Origin of the sequence: Nocardia sp. NPDC059236 (assembly GCF_042754085.1) — a bacterium.
Classification (GTDB): Bacteria; Actinomycetota; Actinomycetes; order Mycobacteriales; family Mycobacteriaceae; genus Nocardia.
Genome location: NZ_JBHZAF010000022.1, coordinates 52,311 through 68,708, shown reverse-complemented (window position 1 = coordinate 68,708; position 16,398 = coordinate 52,311). Strand labels below are relative to the sequence as shown.

Below are 16,398 nucleotides of genomic sequence, written 5' to 3'. Positions count from 1 at the left end.
CTAGGAGGTGGCGGCCTGCGGTCCGACCACGAAGGTGGCATTACCCTTCGCGTCGAGGCCGGCGTCGAGAATCTTGTCGTCGAAGAATTCGGCGGCCTTGCGGTCCATGAAGACGCGGGCTCCCTCGGCGGTCAGCACCTCGTCGTCCTGCGACGGCTCGGCGGCGACGGCCAGGTGGAAGCTCTGGGCGTCATCGGGGGTGGAGATCCGCAGTCCGGCGTCCTGCGGCGCGCCGTCTCCGGAGGTGATATCGCGAACTGCCTCGACGGCAGTGGGGGTGAGCATCAGCATGGTTTTCGCCTTTCCGCTGTCGTGAGCGCCGGCCGGACTGCCGGCAGTCGGTCGAGTAACCGGAAGAACCACCGCGAAACATCTCGCGCCGGGGGAATCGTGTTTGTTCGGGGTTGCCGCGGGTACGGCACCGGTATGGACCACGACGACCGGGACACCGGGACCCGCCTGGGGCTGCCGGGTGCGATCAGCGCGGTGTTGTTCGACATGGACGGCGTGCTGACCGACTCCGCCGGGGTGCACGAGCAGGCGTGGAAGAGCGCTTTCGACGACTTTCTGCACCAGCGCTGCGGCGCTGGATTCCAGCCCTTCTCGGAGCGGGACTACGAACTGTACGTGGATGGGAGACCTCGGTTGGACGGGGTACGCGAATTCCTGAAGTCGCGGGACATCGAGCTGCCCGAGGGCTCCGACGAGGACGGTCCCGACGCGCAGACCGTGCATGGTATCGGTGAGAAGAAGAACGAGCTCGTGCACACGCTGATCGAACGAGAAGGCGTGCACGCCTTCCCCGGGTCGGTGAACTATCTTACCGCTGTGCAGCAGGCCGGACTGCGCATCGGCATTGTTTCCTCGTCGGCGAACGCCGCGGCGGTGCTGGCCGCCACCGGCCTGGATCGCTATGCCGAGATCCGCATCGACGGGAACACGTTCGAGGAGCGTGAGCTGCCCGGCAAGCCCGCACCCGATGGATTCCTGGCGGGCGCGGACGCCCTGGGCGTCGATCCCCGGCGCTCGGCGGTATTCGAGGACGCGGTCGCCGGAGTGGAGGCCGGGCGCGCGGGCGCGTTCGGATTCGTCGTCGGCGTCGACCGCACCGGCGACCCGGACCATACCGATCAGCTGTACCGGGCCGGAGCCGACGTCGTCGTCCACGACCTGGCCGACTTGCAGGAATCCTCATGAGCGATGCGAGATTCGAGGTAGCGCCCTGGGAGTTGCGTTGGCGCGGGCTCGATCTCGATGCGCTGCAGCGCACCGAATCGATCTTCGCGCTGTCCAACGGGCACATCGGCCTGCGTGGCACCCTCGACGAGGGCGAACCGATCGGCAAACCGGGCACCTACCTCAACGGCTTCTATGAATCCCGGAAGATGCCGTACGCCGAAGCCGGATACGGCTATCCGGCGGAGGGCCAGACGGTCGTCAATGTGACCGACGGCAAGATCATCCGATTGCTCGTCGAGGACGAGCCGATGGATCTGCGCTACGGCAATACGGTCGAGCACGACCGCGTCCTGGATTTCCGGTCCGGCACCCTGCGCCGCTCCACCGTGTGGACCTCGCCGACCGGCCGCCGCGTGCGGGTTCGTTCGGAGCGCCTGGTGTCGTTCACCGAGCGGGCGCTGGCGGCGATCCGCTACGAGGTCGAGCCGCTCGATGGCGATCTCGAGGTGGTCGTGCAGTCCGACCTGCTCGCCAATGAACCGGATCCGGCGAAACCGGACGATCCCCGCTTGGCCGCGGCGCTCGATCACCCGCTCGTGGGGGAGTGCGCCGTGGCGCGCGACCTCTCCGCGGTGCTGGTCCATCACACCCGGCGGTCGCAGCTGCGCATGGCGGCCGCGATGGACCACGAGTTCGATGTCAGGGTGGCCACCCGCTGCGATGTGCACGCCGAGGACGACCTCGCCCGGATGACGATCGCCGCGGGCGTACCCGCGGGGGATCGCTTGTGCCTCACCAAGTTTCTGGCTTACGGGTGGTCGGCGCGGCGCTCGGCATCCGCGCTGCGGGCCCAGGTGGAGGCCGCGCTCGCGGCCGGGCTGGAGATCGGCTGGCACCAGCTGCTCGACCGTCAGCGCGGCTATCTCGACGACTTCTGGGCGCAGGCCGACATCGAACTGGACGGCAGCCCCGAACTGCAGCAGGCGGTGCGATTCGCGCTGTTCCATGTGCTGCAGGCGGGCGCGCGCGGTGAGGCGCGGGCGATTCCCGCGAAGGGCCTCACCGGTCCCGGATATGACGGCCACGCATTCTGGGACACCGAAACCTATGTGTTGCCGGTGCTCACCTACACGATGCCGATGGCGGCGGGTGACGCGCTGCGCTGGCGGCACTCGACCCTCGGGCAGGCGCGGCAGCGGGCCCGGGAGTTGGGGCAGGCCGGGGCGATGTTCCCGTGGCGGTCGATCAACGGTGAGGAGGCGTCCGGGTACTGGCCGACCGCCACCGCGGCCGTTCACGTGAATGCCGATATCGCCGATGCGACCGCCCGCTACCTGGCCGCGACCGGCGACGAGCAGTTCGAGACCGAGTGTGGTGTCGAGCTGCTGGTCGAGACGGCGCGGCTGTGGGTGAGCCTGGGCCACGAGGACTCGGCCGGGGACTTCCGCATCGACGGCGTGACCGGTCCCGACGAGTACTCCGCCCTGGCCGACAACAACATCTACACCAATCTGATGGCGGCCCGGAACCTGCGCGAGGCCGCCGAATCCTGTACGCGGCAGCCCGATCTGGCCGAACGACTCGGTGTGGAGCCCGCGGAACTCACCCGCTGGCGTCACTGTGCCGACTCCATGTATCTGCCCTACAACGACGAACTCGGGGTACACGAGCAGTCCGAAGGGTTCACCCGGTACGCCCCATGGGATTTCGCCGCCACCCCGCCGGAGAACTATCCGCTGCTGCTGCACTACCCGTATTTCGATCTGTATCGCCAGCAGGTGGTCAAACAGGCCGACCTCGTGTTGGCAATGTACCTGTGCTCCAACGCCTTCAGCCGAGATCAGAAGATCCGCAACTTCGAGTACTACGACCCGCTGACCGTCCGCGATTCCTCACTGTCGGCGTGCACCCAAGCCGTCCTCGCCGCCGAGATCGGTCACCTCCCGCTTGCCTACGACTATTTCCGCGAGGCCGCGCTGACCGACCTGCACGACCTGCACCACGATGTCGCCGCGGGCATCCACATCGCCTCGGTCGCAGGTACCTGGATCAGCTGCGTCGGCGGCTTCGGCGGCCTACGCGACCAGGACGGCGACCTCGGCTTCGCCCCGCGCCTTCCGGAGCAGCTGAATCGGCTGTGCTTCCGAATCCTGTGGCACGGCAGCCGGATATCCGTCCACATCACCGCCGAGTCGACCACCTATCGACTCGAATCCGGCGACAGCGTCACCCTGACCCACCACGGCCGGCGCATCACCCTGACCGACAGCCCGGTAGAGCTGCCCAACCCGACCGCAGCCGCGGGCGCAGCTGCGGAATAGGTTCCGATGGCCCGGGCTCCGGAAGCGGATCCGGCGGCGCGGGAATCGGTGGTCCGGGTGCAGGGAAGGGCACGGGTGGCGCGGGTTCCGGGATGGGCTGCCCCGGCTCCACCGGCGGGATCGGTTCCGACGGCCGTATCGGTGGAACCGGGACGGCGTTCGGCCCGGCACGGAGATCGAGATGTACAAGTTCCATACCGTCCGCTTACCCGGCGCGGGCGAGGGTAAGCGGCACGCGGGGAGACGAAACGAACACTCGGCGGAAGGGAACCACTTCCGCCGCGCCCAGACCGAGAGCCGCACGGGCGGCGAGCTGGGCAAACAACTGCCGGCCACCCGCCCGCAGGGTTCGCACATACCCGATCGCGCCGGAGCACCGGGCCGAGCGGTGAACCGCCGGTCCACTCCGGCCGCGCGATTGCCGAACGTGTCGATGCGGTGTCAGGGCTGGTTGCCGGGGATGAGGCCGGCGACCGCGGCGTAGCGGAGCGGGGGAGTGTCGGGCGTGCGGCTGGTGACTGTGGTCCCGGAGCGAATTCAGCCTACACAGACCGACCGGTATGTAAGCCGCTAGCCCGGGGCGAGTCACCGCAGCTGTGTAGGCAGACCGGCGTCGTAGATGGCGAGGATGTCGGTTGCCTGCCGCAGGGCATCGACGACGACCTCTGGCGGCGTGAGAAACAGGCGCGGGTAGTCGACCTCGCCGAGCTGGGGGTCGACCGGGAAGGCGAGTCGTTCTGTGCCGAGGGAGAATTCGGCGGCGATGTCCGCCCGGTTCCCGCGCGGGTCCTGACGATGCCAGGCGCCGTCGAGATGAACCGCCACGAGGCCGTGCAGGACGTGCCCGTCGCCGTGGGTGAGCCGCTGGTAGCACAGCGCGGTGGGGATGCCCTGCCCGCGCAGGATCGCGGCGAGCAGGTGGGACTTCGCGTAGCAGAGGCCGACACGCTGATCGAGCACTTCCGAGGCGCGCATGGTCACACGGGAGTCCCGCGCGTCGTAGGAGTGCGCGACCTCATCCCGAACCCACTCGAATGCCCTTCGGGCGCAGTCGATATCGCTGTCGGAGTGCGATCGGATCTCGCGGGCGAGTGCCCGGACCGCCGGGTGATCGACCTCGATGATCGGATCGCCGGCGAGATAGGCCGAAGGGCTGTGCATCGACACGGGTGCGAAGGACACCGGTACACCCTAGTGCGGCGGTCGGCTAACCACTCACCACCGAGTTGTCGGTCACCGACACCACGGATTCGACGAACGGGAAGGACGCGACGTGCCCGGCAGCGTCCGCTGCGATACCGATCACCAGCGGGCCGGGATAGGCCCCGTACACGACCATCCCACCCAGCGCCCTGAGCAGTTCGTGGAATTTCGCGGCCTCCGCGGCGGTCGCGCTGCACGACTCGCTGAACCGCACTCGATAGACACCTTCGTCTTCCATGGCAGCCTCCTGAGCGGTGGTGGATTGACCGGGCGCTAGCAGTTTGCAGATGCGAGGTACTGCGAAGGATCACCAGATCCGGTGATCTGGCGGTGCGTTGCTTCCAGGGTGGTAGTCGGGGTCGGTATGAGACGCACCGTCAACGGTGACGGTACCGCAACGACTAGGTAGGCGAGCAGAACGCGATCGCTGAGGCGGAGCGTCGGCCCGCTTCGGGTGGCAGAGCGGATCACGGGCGGTCGCGGGATGGCTATAGGGTTGCCGGGTGGATGAAGCGATCCGGGGACTGCGGGCGGTGCGACATTTTCGGGCGGATCCCGTATCGATTCCCGTGGTCGAGCGCATTGTCGACACGGCCCGCTGGACCGGCTCTGCGCGCAATCGGCAGCCCTGGCGCTTCGTCGCCGTCACCGATTCGGCGGCGCGGGGTGAGCTGTCCCGGCTCGGCGGCTATGCCGTCCATCTGTCCGCCGCGCCCCTGGTGCTGGTCCTGGCCTCGCAGGACAACGGCTTTGCCGACACCGAGTTCGATATGGGACGGCTGGCCCAGTCGCTGTGTCTGGCCGCCGCCGAACAGGGGCTGGGCAGTTGCCCGACCACGCTGTATCCCGCCGAGAATGTCTCGCGCGCAGCCGAATTGCTCGAGCTCGCGCCGGGATGGCTGCCGCGGCATGCCATCGCCCTCGGGTACCCGGATCCGTTGCCGGCGGGTGCGCCGAATGCGATTCCGAACGGCAGGCTCTCGGTCGGTGAGCTGCTGACCTGGAAGTAGCGGTCGATATCTGTACGCCGGCGCGCCGCCCGGAAGCAGGGCGGCGCGGCGATCGGGATGGTCAGGCTGCGGCGGCTAGTTCGGGGCGTTGGTCCGCGGTGGCCTGAGGGCGAGGCTCGATGTGCAGTTGAATTACCTGCTCCGGGTCGTGGCGAGGCCACATCCGGTGGGCGACCGTGATTCCCGCGGTGGCGAACACCGCCAGCGTCACCCAGGTGGTGGTGAATCCGGTTGTGGTGGTGAGCCATCCGGTGACCGGGTAGGTGAGTAGCCAGGCCAGGTGCGAGAGCGAGAACTGGGCGGCGAAGACGGCGGGGCGGTCGGCGGGTTGCGAGGAGCTGCGCAGCACCTGGCCGGTCGGGGTCAGGATCGCGGCGGTGCCCGCGCCGACGGTCGCCCACACCGCGATGGCCGCGCCCCACCGCCAGTCACCCGAGCCGGCGAGCGACAGGGCGATGGCCGCGCCGAGACCGGCCAGCAGGATGGCCGCGCCCGTGAGCATGACCGGGCGAGCGCCGATGCGGTCGAGCACCCGGGGGAGTGACAGGGCCACGAGCATGGTGCCGAATCCATTGGCCGCCAGCAGCATTGCCACTCCGGTCTGAGTGCCGCCGAGGGTGTCGCGGACATAGTTGACCGTGTTGACCATGATGATCGAGCCCGCGGCGGCCACCACCAGGTTCAGGCCGAGCAGTCCGCGCAGGCGCGGCGTCGCGGCGAAGATCCGCAGGCCCACCGTGATCCGCTCCCGGAACGAGTCTCCGCCGGTGGCGGTCGCGTTCGGGATCCTGGTCGCGATGACCAGTACGGCCGAGACGGCGAATCCGATGGCGGTGCCGACGAACAGCCAGTGGAAGCTCATGATCGTCAGCGCGGCGGCGGCGAGCATCGGGCTGAGCAGGGTCTCCATGGTGGCGGCCAGCTGCGCGGCCGAGAGCGCCCGGGTGTATTCCCGCTCATCGGGCAGGATGTCGGGGATGACCGCCTGATAGGTGGGTGTGTATGCGGCGGAAGCGGTTTGGAGGACCGCGATGAGCACGTAGATCTGCCAGACCTGGTCGATGAACGGCAGTGCCAGGACGACGGCGGCGCGGGTGAGGTGCAGGGCCGTCAGGAAGGCCCGGCGGGGAAAGCGATCGGCATACGCGGCCACGATCGGCGCGACCGTGACGTAGACGAGCATCTTGATGGTGAGCGCGGTGCCGAGGACCGCGGCGGCAGCACCGCCGGCGAGGTCGTAGGCGAGCAATCCCAGTGCGACGGTGGTCAATCCGGTACCGAAGAGCCCGGAGACCTGGGCGGTGAACAGTCGCAGGTAGTCGCGGTTGCGGAGGAGCGAGGTGAGCATGGGCGCGGAACGCATCGGAATCACTTCCTGGAGACGGGCTGGGGCGGGTCGCGGGGGCGGGGACAGTCGCATTCGCACATCTCGTTGCTCCTCGGTGGGTGGGTGGTTCGACATGGGAGAAGTTAATACCCCCATGGGGTATGTGCAAGCGTGCGTGCTGTGATGCGGGCCACCGCGCGTCAGGTTCGCGGCAGATACCCCCAGGGGGTGGCAGGCCGAGTCGGGCTATGCTGGCTGACGTGGCTGATCAGCGCGTTGCGCCGCGAGTGACCGGATACGTCCGGCTGCTCGGAGTGCTGGCGCTCCTGCTCGGGATCGCCGCCATGCATGCGGGTGTGTTCTCGGCGCACCACAGCACGCCGGGTACCGAGATGTCCTCGGCGACGATGGCGATGCCCTCCGTCTCGCAGCCGGGACACGACGCGGGGATGCACGGTGACAAGCCCGGCGGGCACGGGCTCACCCACGCCTGCGAATTCTTCGTCCTCTCCGCGGTGACGGTCGCGATCGGCCTCGTGCTGCTGCACTGGGCCGGAGACCGGCCCCGTGACGCCCGCCCACCGAACTTCCCGACCCTGCGAATCCATCGAGCCCGCCCACCGCCGTGGACGGTCCCCACCCTGGCCGAACTGTCGATTCTGCGGATCTGACAGGTCCGCCGCGCCCACCGGTCGCGGCCGACTTCGTGATCCCGGCCGCCGCCGACCACGGCGCAGCGTGCCCCACATTCGACCAACCAGGGAGAAGCCATGTCCTCCAATCGATTTCCACTCGCGGCGCCACTGAACCGGCGCGGATTCCTAGTGCTCGGAGCGGGTGCCGCGGCGGCCGCGACACTGGCTGCGTGCACGAAGAACACGACAGCCGCGCCCAGCCTCGTGCAGCCCGATTCCGAGGCGGTCCGGGCCGCGGAGGCCGCGCGTCGCACGGCCGGCGCCACCGTCCGCGACGTGACGCTGCGCGCCGAGCCGACGACCGTCGACCTCGGTGGCGTCCAGGCGCCGACCTGGGCCTTCGGGGGCACGGTGCCCGGCCCGGAAATCCGCATCGCCAAAGGTGAGGTGGTGCGCGCCACCGTGATCAACGCGCTCCCGGCGCCGACCACGGTGCACTGGCACGGCATCGCCCTGCGCAACGATATGGACGGCGTCCCCGACGTCACCCAGGCGCCGATCGCGGCCGGCGGCAGCTTCGGTTACGAGTTCACCGCGCCGGACTCGGGCACCTACTTCTTCCACCCGCACGTCGGGGTGCAGCTCGACCGGGGCCTGTACGCGCCGCTCATCGTCGAGGATCCGGCCGACGGCCGCGATTACGACACCGAAGCCGTGGTGGTGCTGGACGATTGGCTCGACGGCGTGAACGGGCGTGACCCTGACAAGGAGTTGCAGGCGCTGCGGGACAAGGGCATGGCGGGCATGGCCATGGGCGGGATGCCGGGCATGAACCACGACGGCATGACCATGGGCTCGGGCGGAATGTCCACGCCCGCCGACCCGAACGCGCCGCTCGGCTCCGACGCCGGAGACGTCACCTACCCGTACTACCTGATCAACGGTCGCCTGAGCGGCGACCCCGCCGTCGTCACCGCGCGACCAGGGCAGCGCATCCGGCTGCGGCTCATCAATGCCGCCGCGGACACGGCGTTCCGGGTCGCCGTCGGCGGACATCAGCTGCGGGTCACCCACACCGACGGTTTCCCGGTGCAGCCGATCACGACCTCCAGCCTGCTCATCAGCATGGGCGAACGCTTCGACGTCATCGTCGAACTGGCGGACGGCGTCTTCCCGCTGGTCGCCGCCGCGGAGGGCAAGACCGGCCGCGGTTTCGCGCTGATCCGCACAGGCGGCGGCACCCCGCCCCCGGCCGACGTGCAACCGGCCGAACTCGCGGTGGCGCCGCTGACGGCCGATCGCCTCACCGCCGCGGAACCGGTTCGCCTGCAGGCGAAGCAGCCCGACCAGACCCTCGACGTCACCCTCGGCTCCGATATGAAGAAATACGTCTGGACCATCAACGGCAAGGCCTACCCCGACCACACCGCCCTGAATGTCTCCCAGGGGCAACGGATCCGCCTGCGCTTCCGCAACCAGTCCATGATGTACCACCCCATGCACCTGCACGGCCACACCTTCCAGCTCGTCAACCGAGCCGGATCGGGGCCGCGCAAGGACACCTCCATCGTGCTGCCCATGCAGACGGTCGAAGTCGACCTCGACGCCGACAACCCCGGCCAGTGGATGCTGCACTGCCACAACGCCTACCACGGAGAAGCGGGCATGATGAGCATCCTGTCCTACGTGCGCTGAGCCCGCCGCCCCGCCGCGGGTAGGTTCATCCGCATGGCCCGTACGACATCGTCCCAGCCCGAGGAAGCGGACACCGAGCCCGGCACTCCGGGGCCCGCGGGCTACCGGCGATCCACGGGTTCGGCCCGTGGTACGGCCCGGCGCGACGACCTGCTCGACCGGGTCACCGACGATCTCGCGGCCAACGGCCTGGTGGATTTCTCGCTGCGGCGGGCGGCGCGGGCGGCCGGCACCACCCACAAGGTGCTGCTCTACCACTTCGACGGCGTCGACGACCTGCTCGCGCAGGCTATCGTGCGATTGCGGGACAGGCGGATCGGCGCCGCCTTCGCGATACTCGACCGGCAGCAACCGACGCTGTCGGCGCGGGTGCGGGCGCTGTGGCCGGTGCTCGTCGACGCGGAAACCGGGCTGCGAGTTCTCGATCAGGCCATCGGGCTGGCGATGTACGACCCGCAGCGGCACGCCGCACTGGGCCGGGAGGCCTCGAAACAGTATCTGCCGCTGTTGCTTTCGCTGTGCCCGGTGGCCTGGCCGGAGCGCCGGAAGCGGGAGGTGGCCGAGCTGATCCTGGCGGCCTTGCGTGGCTTCCTGATCGACTGGCTGACCAGCGGGGATACCGCCGGCGCCGAGGCCGGGCTCGAGGCGCTGTCCCGCGCCCTGGACCGGGAAGAGGCAGCCGCCGAATAGCTCTGTCCCGCACGGTATTACAGCGGGAGTCCTCGCCGTTGACACGAAGTGAACCAGGTGGTTCACTTAATGTCAGTCAAGGACCCACCGAAAGGCCGGTGTGCGAATGTCCATCGAACGTGAGAAGCGTCGCTTCACCAGCGGCAGTGACGAATGCGTGGCCTGGCACTATCCAGGAACCAACGGCGCCTGCGTGATCATGGCCGGAGCCATCGCGGTCACCAAGGAGCCCGGCACCGACCGTTTCGCCGAACGATTCCATCAGGCCGGATTCACCGTCCTCGCCTTCGACTATCGACACCTCGGCGAAAGCGGCGGCATGCCCCGCCAGCTCGTCCGCATCCGCGAGCAACTCGACGACTGGCGGGCCGCCATCGAATTCGCTTCGGCCCTACCGGAAGTCGACCCCGCCAAGCTCGCCCTCTGGGGCCACTCGCTGTCCGGCGGCCACGTCCTGAACATCGCGGCGCATCACCCGGGCGTGGCGGCCGCGATCGCCCAATCCCCTCACGCCGACGGACCCGCGATCTCCCGCAACGCCTCTCGCCACCAGAAACCCCTCGCCCTGCTGCGCTTCACCGGCCGCGCCCTCCTCGACATCGCCGCCGGCCTGGCCGGCAGGCCACCACTGCTGATTCCCCTGGTCGGCGCCCCGGGAACCGTCGCGGCCCTCACGACACCGGACGCCCCGGACATGCCGCATGCACTCGACCCCCACGGCAAATACCCGACCTGGCAACAATCCGTAGCCGCCCGCTCGGCCCTCCGCACCGCCCTCTACCGCCCCGGCCGCCACGCCTCCCACATCCACTGCCCGCTCCTGGTCATCGCCTGCAACCAGGACCAATCCGCCCTCACCGCCCCCGCTCTCCGCGCCGCCGCCCAAGCCCCGAAGTCAGAGCTCGTTCGCGTACCCGGCGGTCACTACGCAACCTATCTGGAAGCCCACGACGAGACCGTCGAAGCAGAACTGTCCTTCCTGCACCGACATCTCCACACCCCCCGCCCGACCAACGAGGTCACGGCCGGCCAGCCCGAAGCCGGTACCCACCCTTGACCCGTATCGAATTTCACTGGCACCAAACCGATTTCACACAACAACCCGCTCCGAATGCTCCTCCCCGCCGAGCATGACCATCGCGCCGCGGCTCGAGGGGGCTCAAATCAGCGTCCAACTCTCAGCGAAGGCGGTCTACTGTGCGCTCGGGAGGGATTGCGGCAGGCCGAATATGGGGAGGACAGTGCTTTCGAAGCGGGTCATGGCGCCGATTCGGTCGCCGGCGAGAGTGAGGACGAAGAGGCCGGATCCGTGGATGCCGATGGAGGGGTGTCGGTAGACCCCGAAGGCCGGCTGACCGTTGGCTCGCGTCGGCACCAGTTCGAATCTCTGTGCCGAGCCGAAAATGAGTGCGAAGAAGCGGGCCACGATGTCTCGGCCCTGGTATTCCAGCGGCATCGGTGGCATCGACATGAAGACGTCGTCGGTCAACAGAGCCACCAACGCGGCGATGTCGGCAGATTCGTAGGCGCTGACGAACTTCGCCACGATCGCGTCCTCGGCAGGTGAGTCGCTGGCAGGCGGCTGCTCGCGGGCAGTGGTCACCGGCAGTCGGCGCTGCATTCCTGCACGCGCGCGTTTGAGGGCGCTTTTGACCGATTCGACGGTCGTGTCCAGCATGTCGGCTACTTCGTTCGCGTGGAATCCGAGGACGTCGCGCAGGATGAGGACGGCGAGCTGGCGAGGCGGCAAGATCTGCAGGGCGGTCACAAAGGCCAGGGAAATGGATTCGGTTTGCTCGTAGCGCGCCTCCGGACCGAGCGGCACACTGATCGCACCGTCCAGAAGGGCGTCGGGATAGGGCTCGAGCCAGTGGATTTCGCCGAGTCCAGTGGGTTCCGGTAGTTCGATTCCCGGGATGTCCCACTGCTTTGCAGGACGCCGGCGAGCAGAGCGCAGCGCGTCGAGGCACCGGTTGGTGGCGATGCGGTAGAGCCAGGTGCGAAGTGAGGCGCGCCCGTCGAATCGTTCGAGACCTCGCCAAGCGGCGAGCATCGTGTCCTGGAGCGCGTCCTCGGCGTCCTGAAACGATCCGAGCATCCGGTAGCAGTGCACCTGTAGCTCGCGACGGTGTGGCTCGGTCAGCGCTCGGAATGCCTCGCCGTCGCCGGCCTGCGCCCTCGACATCAGATCCGTTCGCGCCAACTCCACTCCCGCCACCTCATTCCTTGTGTGCAGTTCCACCCCGTATGGACGCCGGCCGAGGCGCGAACGGGGCGGCCGCGGAGCGCCCCCTTTTCCGATGCCGGGGCGTCTTCACCAGTGATAGCCGACAACATTGTCAAAGGAGCACGGAAATGGGAAAGATCGTCATCAGCACCAATGCCACACTCGATGGGGTGGTCCAAGACCCGGACGGCCAGGAAGGCTTCGAGCTGGGCGGCTGGTTCCACCAGTTCGTGGGGGGTAAGGACCTCGAATACTGGGCCGCCAACGAGACGGAGGAACTGCTGGGTGCCGAGGCGCTACTGCTGGGCAGGCGGAGCAGTGAGTGGTTCGAGTCCCGGATGCGCGACGGCGCGGAGGTCCGCGTAAGCCGCGAGTGGGCGGACAGAATGAACAGCATCCCCAAGTACGTCGTGTCGTCGACTCTCCAACATCCTCGGTGGAGCAATATCACGGTCCTCAACGGCGATGCGGTAAAGGAGATTTCGGAGCTGAAGCGGCAAGTGGACGGGCAAATCCTGGTCTACGGCAGCTATCAGCTCGTGCGCACACTGATAGCACAGAACCTGGCCGATGAACTGCGGCTGGTAGTTTTCCCGGCTGTGCTGGGAACCGGCCTGCGTATCTTCGACGAGACCAGCGACAGGAAGCCGCTGCACCTGGTCAACACACGAAAGATCGGTGACGGGCTGGTGCTCGACACCTACCAATTCGTGCAAGGCTAACGGCTGTAGACGGGGACCGTCGAACAGTTGGCGGGAGGTCATGCGCACTGCGATTGCGATTGCCGCCGGTGGCGGCGGTGATGCCATCACTGCCGCCATGCTCGCGGCCGCCATGGCGGAGCTGGGAATTGCGGCGATCATGAGCTACTCGTGGGACCGGTTCATGATCGACCCCGCGCCTGGGCCCCGGGAGCGCGCCGACTTCGAGGTCTCATCGATCGCGGCCGCGTCGCGGAGATCCCGGAGACAGCGGCTCTGTGGCGGGGCATCTCGACGCTGCCCCGGCTCGCGGGCTATATCTCCTACCCGCGTCGGCGTCTGCTAATTCGCGGTGATCGCTATCCGGCTGCGGCTATTGCACGCCGCCAACCCTGTCCGGCGTAGGCGGGGCGTCACAAGTACCGGCGCGACCGCAGTATCTGAGATACAAGAACAACAGGTTCCCGAACCTGTCGGTCGGGAAGCTCTGGTAGTCGGCGAGTTTCGCCGCGACGGTGGACAGGGGTCTCGGTGCCGGTGTCGTATTCGAGGAAGAACCGCACCGCGCGGCCCGTCGCGTTCCGGCAGTCGCACCCGTCCGGGTGGATCGCCCGCGATGTCGGCCAGGTATTCGATGAAATGGTCCGCTAGGTTTGCGGCAGCCTGGGGAAGTGGAGTTCTGTTGGTTCCCAACTCATTGGCCGGATCTGGGGCAAGGGCCGCGGACACCGTAAGGTCGAGGCCACCTGCTCAGCTGGCTGTTATCGGGTGTTGTTCGACGGCCTTGGTGGTGTTGCGGGTGGCGCGCAAGAGTAGGGCGGCGGTGATCACCACCAGGGGTGCCGGAGTCGGCTCGGCGATGATGGCGCATACGACACCCCAGGCGAGCACTGTCCAGGCCAGGGAGGCGGGTGGAACGATTCCGTGCCGGGTCATCCACATCACGAGCAAGCCGACGAGGGTGAGTGGCAGGCCGAAGCCGGCTGGGTTCGCCCAGAAGGCGTTGGCCGACTCGGTATCTTCCCACCAGTGGCCCCAGAGCTGTAGCGACAGCCAGTTCCCGAACTGCGCCGAACTGAGCAATAGTCCGACAGTCAGGTGCCCGGCGCCAATGAATGCGAGAACGCCGCCTGCCCACTTGATCATCTGATTCTCACAGGGTTGCTGCATCGCGCACCTCCAGGTAGTTATACGGCACCGTATAACTCCGAGTTTACGATCGTGTATGTGGCTCCCCATAGATGCTGTGGGTGTGGTGATTGGCACGTTGTGATTGGGTATGCCAGTCAGATATGTTGCGCTGCTTTTACTTTCGGTTGATTGGTCAATCGCGACCATCGCGATGGCAGGGGCATCGTCACCCTGCTATATCGCGGTGATCGCGATCCGGCTGCGGCTACTGGACACCGCCGACCATGTCCGGCGTCAGGTGAGACGCCCTGCTGCGGCGATGGTCAGGGCGATGTCGACGATCATGTCCTCCTGGCCGCCGACCAGCCCACGTCGACCGGCCTCCATTAGCAGGATGCGTGTGTCGATGCCGTAACGCGCGCCGGCGGTTTCGGCGTGGCGCAGGAAGCTGGAGTACACCCCGGAGTAGCCGAGGGTCAGGGTTTCGCGGTCGACACGGACCGGCCGGTCCTGCAGCGGGCGGACGAGATCGTCGGCCGCGTCTTGCAGGGCGAAGACGTCGCAGCCGTGTCGCCACTCCAGCAAGTTCGCGACCGCGATGAACGCTTCGATCGGGGTGTTTCCGGCACCGGCGCCGTGACCGGCCAGCGAGGCGTCGACGCGGATGGCGCCATGTTCGACGGCGGTGACGGAGTTTGCCACCGACAACGAGAGGTTCTCGTGGGCGTGAATGCCTATTTCGGTTCCGTGGTCGAGAGTGTCGCGGTATACCCGAATGCGTTCGCGCACATCGTCCATGGTGAGTCGGCCGCCAGAGTCCGTGACATAGACACAATGCGCGCCATAGCTCTCCATCAGCTTCGCCTGCGCGGCCAGATCCGGGGCCGACGCCATATGGCTCATCATCAGGAAGCCGGCGACGTCCATGCCCATCTCACGTGCCGTCGAAATATGCTGGGCGGCAACATCGGCCTCGGTGCAGTGGGTGGCAATGCGCACCGACCGGACACCCAGCTCGTAGGCGCGGCGCAGCTCCGCGACCGTGCCCACGCCGGGCAGCAGCAGCGTGGTCAGGCGGGCCCGGCCGATATTGGCGGCGGCTGCCTCGAGCCACGCCCAGTCACTGTGTGAACCGGGACCGTAGTTGACCGATCCGCCCGCGAGGCCATCGCCGTGGGCGACCTCGATGGCGTCCACCCCCGCGGCGTCGAGGGCGGCCACGATCGTGCCGACGTCCTCCGGTGTGATTCGGTGGCGAACCGCGTGCATGCCGTCGCGAAGGGTGACGTCCTGGATGAAGAGGCTGGTCGGGCTCATCGAGCGTTCTCCTTCTGCGACTGCGCGATTCGCTCCGCGACCCGGACGGCCGCCGAGGTCATGATGTCGAGGTTCCCGGCGTAGGCGGGCAGATAATCCGCGGCGCCCTCGACCTCCAGGAACACCGAGACACGGTGGGTCGGCATGCCGCGCGCGCCGTCGGTCAGCAGTGTGTGCACCGGCTCGCCGGACGGAATCGGGTCGATCTGGACCTGTTGTTTGAGGCGATAGCCGGGCACGTAGGCCGCGACCTCGCCGACCATCTGCTCGATCGAGGCCCGGATTCGCTCGTGGCTACCGGTATCGGCGGCGTCGACCAGGCAGTAGACCGTGTCGCGCATGATCAGCGGTGGCTCGGCCGGATTGAGAATGATGACCGCCTTGCCGCGCTCGGCGCCGCCGACCTTTTCGATTGCGTGCGAGGTGGTTTCGGTGAACTCGTCGATATTGGCCCGGGTGCCCGGCCCCGCGGACCGCGACGAGATGGAGGCGACGATCTCGGCGTAGGCGACGCGCGTCACGCGCGAGACGGCGGCCACGATCGGAATGGTGGCCTGCCCGCCGCAGGTCACCATGTTCACGTTGGGGGAGTCGAGGTGATCGCCGAGATTGACCGCGGGCACGACGAACGGTCCGATCGCGGCCGGAGTCAGATCGATCATGCGTTTACCCAGCGGTGCGAGCCGAGTGTGGTTGTGCTCGTGGGCCTTCGCCGATGTCGCGTCGAAGACGATGTCGATGTCGTCGAAGCCGGGCATGTAGAGCAGCCCGTCCACGCCGTCGGATGTCGTCGCAACGTTCATGGCCGCCGCCCGCGCGAGCCCGTCGGAGGCCGGGTCGATGCCGACCATGGCGGCCGTCTCGAGGACCGGGGAGCGCCGCAGGATCTTGACCATCAGGTCGGTGCCGATGTTCCCGGATCCGATGATCGCGACCTTGGTGCGAACAATGCTGTCACTCAA

Annotated in this window: 17 protein-coding genes; 9 read left to right on the top strand and 8 right to left on the bottom strand. The window is 67.7% G+C overall.

Going from position 1 to position 16,398, the window contains the following annotated elements; all coding sequences use genetic code 11:
* Window positions 1-291: a hypothetical protein gene (locus tag ACFXIV_RS39080; protein ID WP_354850629.1), complete on the bottom strand. Its 291-nt coding sequence runs from the start codon at window positions 289-291 to the stop codon at window positions 1-3.
* A gap of 135 nt (window positions 292-426) precedes the next feature.
* Here ACFXIV_RS39080 and ACFXIV_RS39075 point away from each other — a divergent pair, with 135 nt between their 5' ends.
* Together ACFXIV_RS39075 and ACFXIV_RS39070 are read left to right on the top strand one after the other, a co-directional pair.
* The gene (locus ACFXIV_RS39075; protein WP_379401409.1) at window positions 427-1,197 is read left to right on the top strand and encodes a beta-phosphoglucomutase family hydrolase; all 771 of its coding nucleotides are present in this window, start codon (window positions 427-429) and stop codon (window positions 1,195-1,197) included.
* On the top strand, window positions 1,194-3,500 hold the full coding sequence (locus ACFXIV_RS39070) for a glycoside hydrolase family 65 protein (protein WP_379401410.1): 2,307 nt from the start codon (window positions 1,194-1,196) through the stop codon (window positions 3,498-3,500). Before ACFXIV_RS39075 ends, ACFXIV_RS39070 begins: the two co-directional genes overlap by 4 nt.
* Before the next feature lie 585 nt (window positions 3,501-4,085).
* On the opposite strand, the gene ACFXIV_RS39065 is transcribed toward ACFXIV_RS39070, so the two are convergent.
* The gene (locus ACFXIV_RS39065) at window positions 4,086-4,682 is read right to left on the bottom strand and encodes a transglutaminase family protein (RefSeq protein WP_379401411.1); all 597 of its coding nucleotides are present in this window, start codon (window positions 4,680-4,682) and stop codon (window positions 4,086-4,088) included.
* Between the two features lie 25 nt (window positions 4,683-4,707).
* A complete protein-coding gene (locus ACFXIV_RS39060; RefSeq protein ID WP_379385046.1) occupies window positions 4,708-4,941 on the bottom strand; it encodes a hypothetical protein in 234 nt (77 codons plus the stop codon).
* Between the two features lie 265 nt (window positions 4,942-5,206).
* On the opposite strand from ACFXIV_RS39060, the gene ACFXIV_RS39055 reads away from it, so the two are divergent.
* Window positions 5,207-5,713, top strand: a complete 507-nt coding sequence (locus ACFXIV_RS39055; RefSeq protein WP_379401412.1) for a nitroreductase family protein — start codon at window positions 5,207-5,209, stop codon at window positions 5,711-5,713.
* A 61-nt stretch (window positions 5,714-5,774) separates the two neighbouring features.
* Here the strand turns inward: ACFXIV_RS39055 and ACFXIV_RS39050 are convergent, their stop codons facing one another.
* The gene (locus ACFXIV_RS39050; RefSeq protein ID WP_379401413.1) at window positions 5,775-7,076 is read right to left on the bottom strand and encodes an MFS transporter; all 1,302 of its coding nucleotides are present in this window, start codon (window positions 7,074-7,076) and stop codon (window positions 5,775-5,777) included.
* 224 nt (window positions 7,077-7,300) lie between these two features.
* Here ACFXIV_RS39050 and ACFXIV_RS39045 point away from each other — a divergent pair, with 224 nt between their 5' ends.
* The 4 genes from ACFXIV_RS39045 (at window position 7,301) to ACFXIV_RS39030 (ending at window position 11,117) form a co-directional block, all read left to right on the top strand.
* On the top strand, window positions 7,301-7,711 hold the full coding sequence (locus ACFXIV_RS39045) for a DUF6153 family protein (protein ID WP_379401414.1): 411 nt from the start codon (window positions 7,301-7,303) through the stop codon (window positions 7,709-7,711).
* Window positions 7,712-7,810: 99 nt separating this feature from the next.
* Entirely contained in the window at window positions 7,811-9,370 is a 1,560-nt protein-coding gene (locus ACFXIV_RS39040) for a multicopper oxidase family protein (protein ID WP_379401415.1), read from the top strand.
* 33 nt (window positions 9,371-9,403) lie between these two features.
* On the top strand, window positions 9,404-10,060 hold the full coding sequence (locus ACFXIV_RS39035) for a TetR/AcrR family transcriptional regulator (RefSeq protein WP_379401416.1): 657 nt from the start codon (window positions 9,404-9,406) through the stop codon (window positions 10,058-10,060).
* Between the two features lie 106 nt (window positions 10,061-10,166).
* Window positions 10,167-11,117, top strand: a complete 951-nt coding sequence (locus ACFXIV_RS39030; protein ID WP_379401417.1) for an alpha/beta hydrolase — start codon at window positions 10,167-10,169, stop codon at window positions 11,115-11,117.
* A gap of 135 nt (window positions 11,118-11,252) precedes the next feature.
* On the opposite strand, the gene ACFXIV_RS39025 is transcribed toward ACFXIV_RS39030, so the two are convergent.
* On the bottom strand, window positions 11,253-12,245 hold the full coding sequence (locus tag ACFXIV_RS39025; RefSeq protein WP_379401476.1) for a sigma-70 family RNA polymerase sigma factor: 993 nt from the start codon (window positions 12,243-12,245) through the stop codon (window positions 11,253-11,255).
* A 170-nt stretch (window positions 12,246-12,415) separates the two neighbouring features.
* Here ACFXIV_RS39025 and ACFXIV_RS39020 point away from each other — a divergent pair, with 170 nt between their 5' ends.
* Both ACFXIV_RS39020 and ACFXIV_RS39015 read left to right on the top strand, forming a co-directional pair.
* A complete protein-coding gene (locus ACFXIV_RS39020; protein WP_379401418.1) occupies window positions 12,416-13,009 on the top strand; it encodes a dihydrofolate reductase family protein in 594 nt (197 codons plus the stop codon).
* 40 nt (window positions 13,010-13,049) lie between these two features.
* Complete coding sequence (locus ACFXIV_RS39015) at window positions 13,050-13,334, top strand: DUF1152 domain-containing protein (RefSeq protein ID WP_379401419.1); 285 nt, start codon at window positions 13,050-13,052, stop codon at window positions 13,332-13,334.
* Between the two features lie 404 nt (window positions 13,335-13,738).
* On the opposite strand, the gene ACFXIV_RS39010 is transcribed toward ACFXIV_RS39015, so the two are convergent.
* The 3 genes from ACFXIV_RS39010 to ACFXIV_RS39000 all read right to left on the bottom strand — a co-directional run bounded on the left by ACFXIV_RS39010 (window position 13,739) and on the right by ACFXIV_RS39000 (window position 16,386).
* Window positions 13,739-14,134, bottom strand: coding sequence for a DUF6463 family protein (locus ACFXIV_RS39010; protein ID WP_379401420.1), 396 nt, complete (start codon window positions 14,132-14,134; stop codon window positions 13,739-13,741).
* A 279-nt stretch (window positions 14,135-14,413) separates the two neighbouring features.
* The gene (gene dmpG, locus ACFXIV_RS39005; protein WP_379401421.1) at window positions 14,414-15,436 is read right to left on the bottom strand and encodes a 4-hydroxy-2-oxovalerate aldolase; all 1,023 of its coding nucleotides are present in this window, start codon (window positions 15,434-15,436) and stop codon (window positions 14,414-14,416) included.
* Window positions 15,433-16,386: an acetaldehyde dehydrogenase (acetylating) gene (locus ACFXIV_RS39000; protein WP_379401477.1), complete on the bottom strand. Its 954-nt coding sequence runs from the start codon at window positions 16,384-16,386 to the stop codon at window positions 15,433-15,435. Before ACFXIV_RS39000 ends, dmpG begins: the two co-directional genes overlap by 4 nt.
* Window positions 16,387-16,398 lie beyond the last annotated feature (12 nt).

Excerpts from the sequence above, each read along its gene's own strand:
- ACFXIV_RS39025 (WP_379401476.1), bottom strand. The coding sequence starts at position 12,245 with ATGTCGAGGGCGCAGGCCGGCGACGGCGAGGCATTCCGAGCGCTGACC.
- ACFXIV_RS39060 (WP_379385046.1), bottom strand. The coding sequence starts at position 4,941 with ATGGAAGACGAAGGTGTCTATCGAGTGCGGTTCAGCGAGTCGTGCAGC.
- ACFXIV_RS39050 (WP_379401413.1), bottom strand. The coding sequence starts at position 7,076 with ATGCGTTCCGCGCCCATGCTCACCTCGCTCCTCCGCAACCGCGACTAC.
- ACFXIV_RS39075 (WP_379401409.1), top strand. The coding sequence starts at position 427 with ATGGACCACGACGACCGGGACACCGGGACCCGCCTGGGGCTGCCGGGT.
- ACFXIV_RS39035 (WP_379401416.1), top strand. The coding sequence starts at position 9,404 with ATGGCCCGTACGACATCGTCCCAGCCCGAGGAAGCGGACACCGAGCCC.
- ACFXIV_RS39010 (WP_379401420.1), bottom strand. The coding sequence starts at position 14,134 with ATGATCAAGTGGGCAGGCGGCGTTCTCGCATTCATTGGCGCCGGGCAC.
- ACFXIV_RS39080 (WP_354850629.1), bottom strand. The coding sequence starts at position 291 with ATGCTGATGCTCACCCCCACTGCCGTCGAGGCAGTTCGCGATATCACC.
- dmpG (WP_379401421.1), bottom strand. The coding sequence starts at position 15,436 with ATGAGCCCGACCAGCCTCTTCATCCAGGACGTCACCCTTCGCGACGGC.
- ACFXIV_RS39070 (WP_379401410.1), top strand. The coding sequence starts at position 1,194 with ATGAGCGATGCGAGATTCGAGGTAGCGCCCTGGGAGTTGCGTTGGCGC.
- ACFXIV_RS39020 (WP_379401418.1), top strand. The coding sequence starts at position 12,416 with ATGGGAAAGATCGTCATCAGCACCAATGCCACACTCGATGGGGTGGTC.
- ACFXIV_RS39015 (WP_379401419.1), top strand. The coding sequence starts at position 13,050 with ATGCGCACTGCGATTGCGATTGCCGCCGGTGGCGGCGGTGATGCCATC.
- ACFXIV_RS39040 (WP_379401415.1), top strand. The coding sequence starts at position 7,811 with ATGTCCTCCAATCGATTTCCACTCGCGGCGCCACTGAACCGGCGCGGA.
- ACFXIV_RS39030 (WP_379401417.1), top strand. The coding sequence starts at position 10,167 with ATGTCCATCGAACGTGAGAAGCGTCGCTTCACCAGCGGCAGTGACGAA.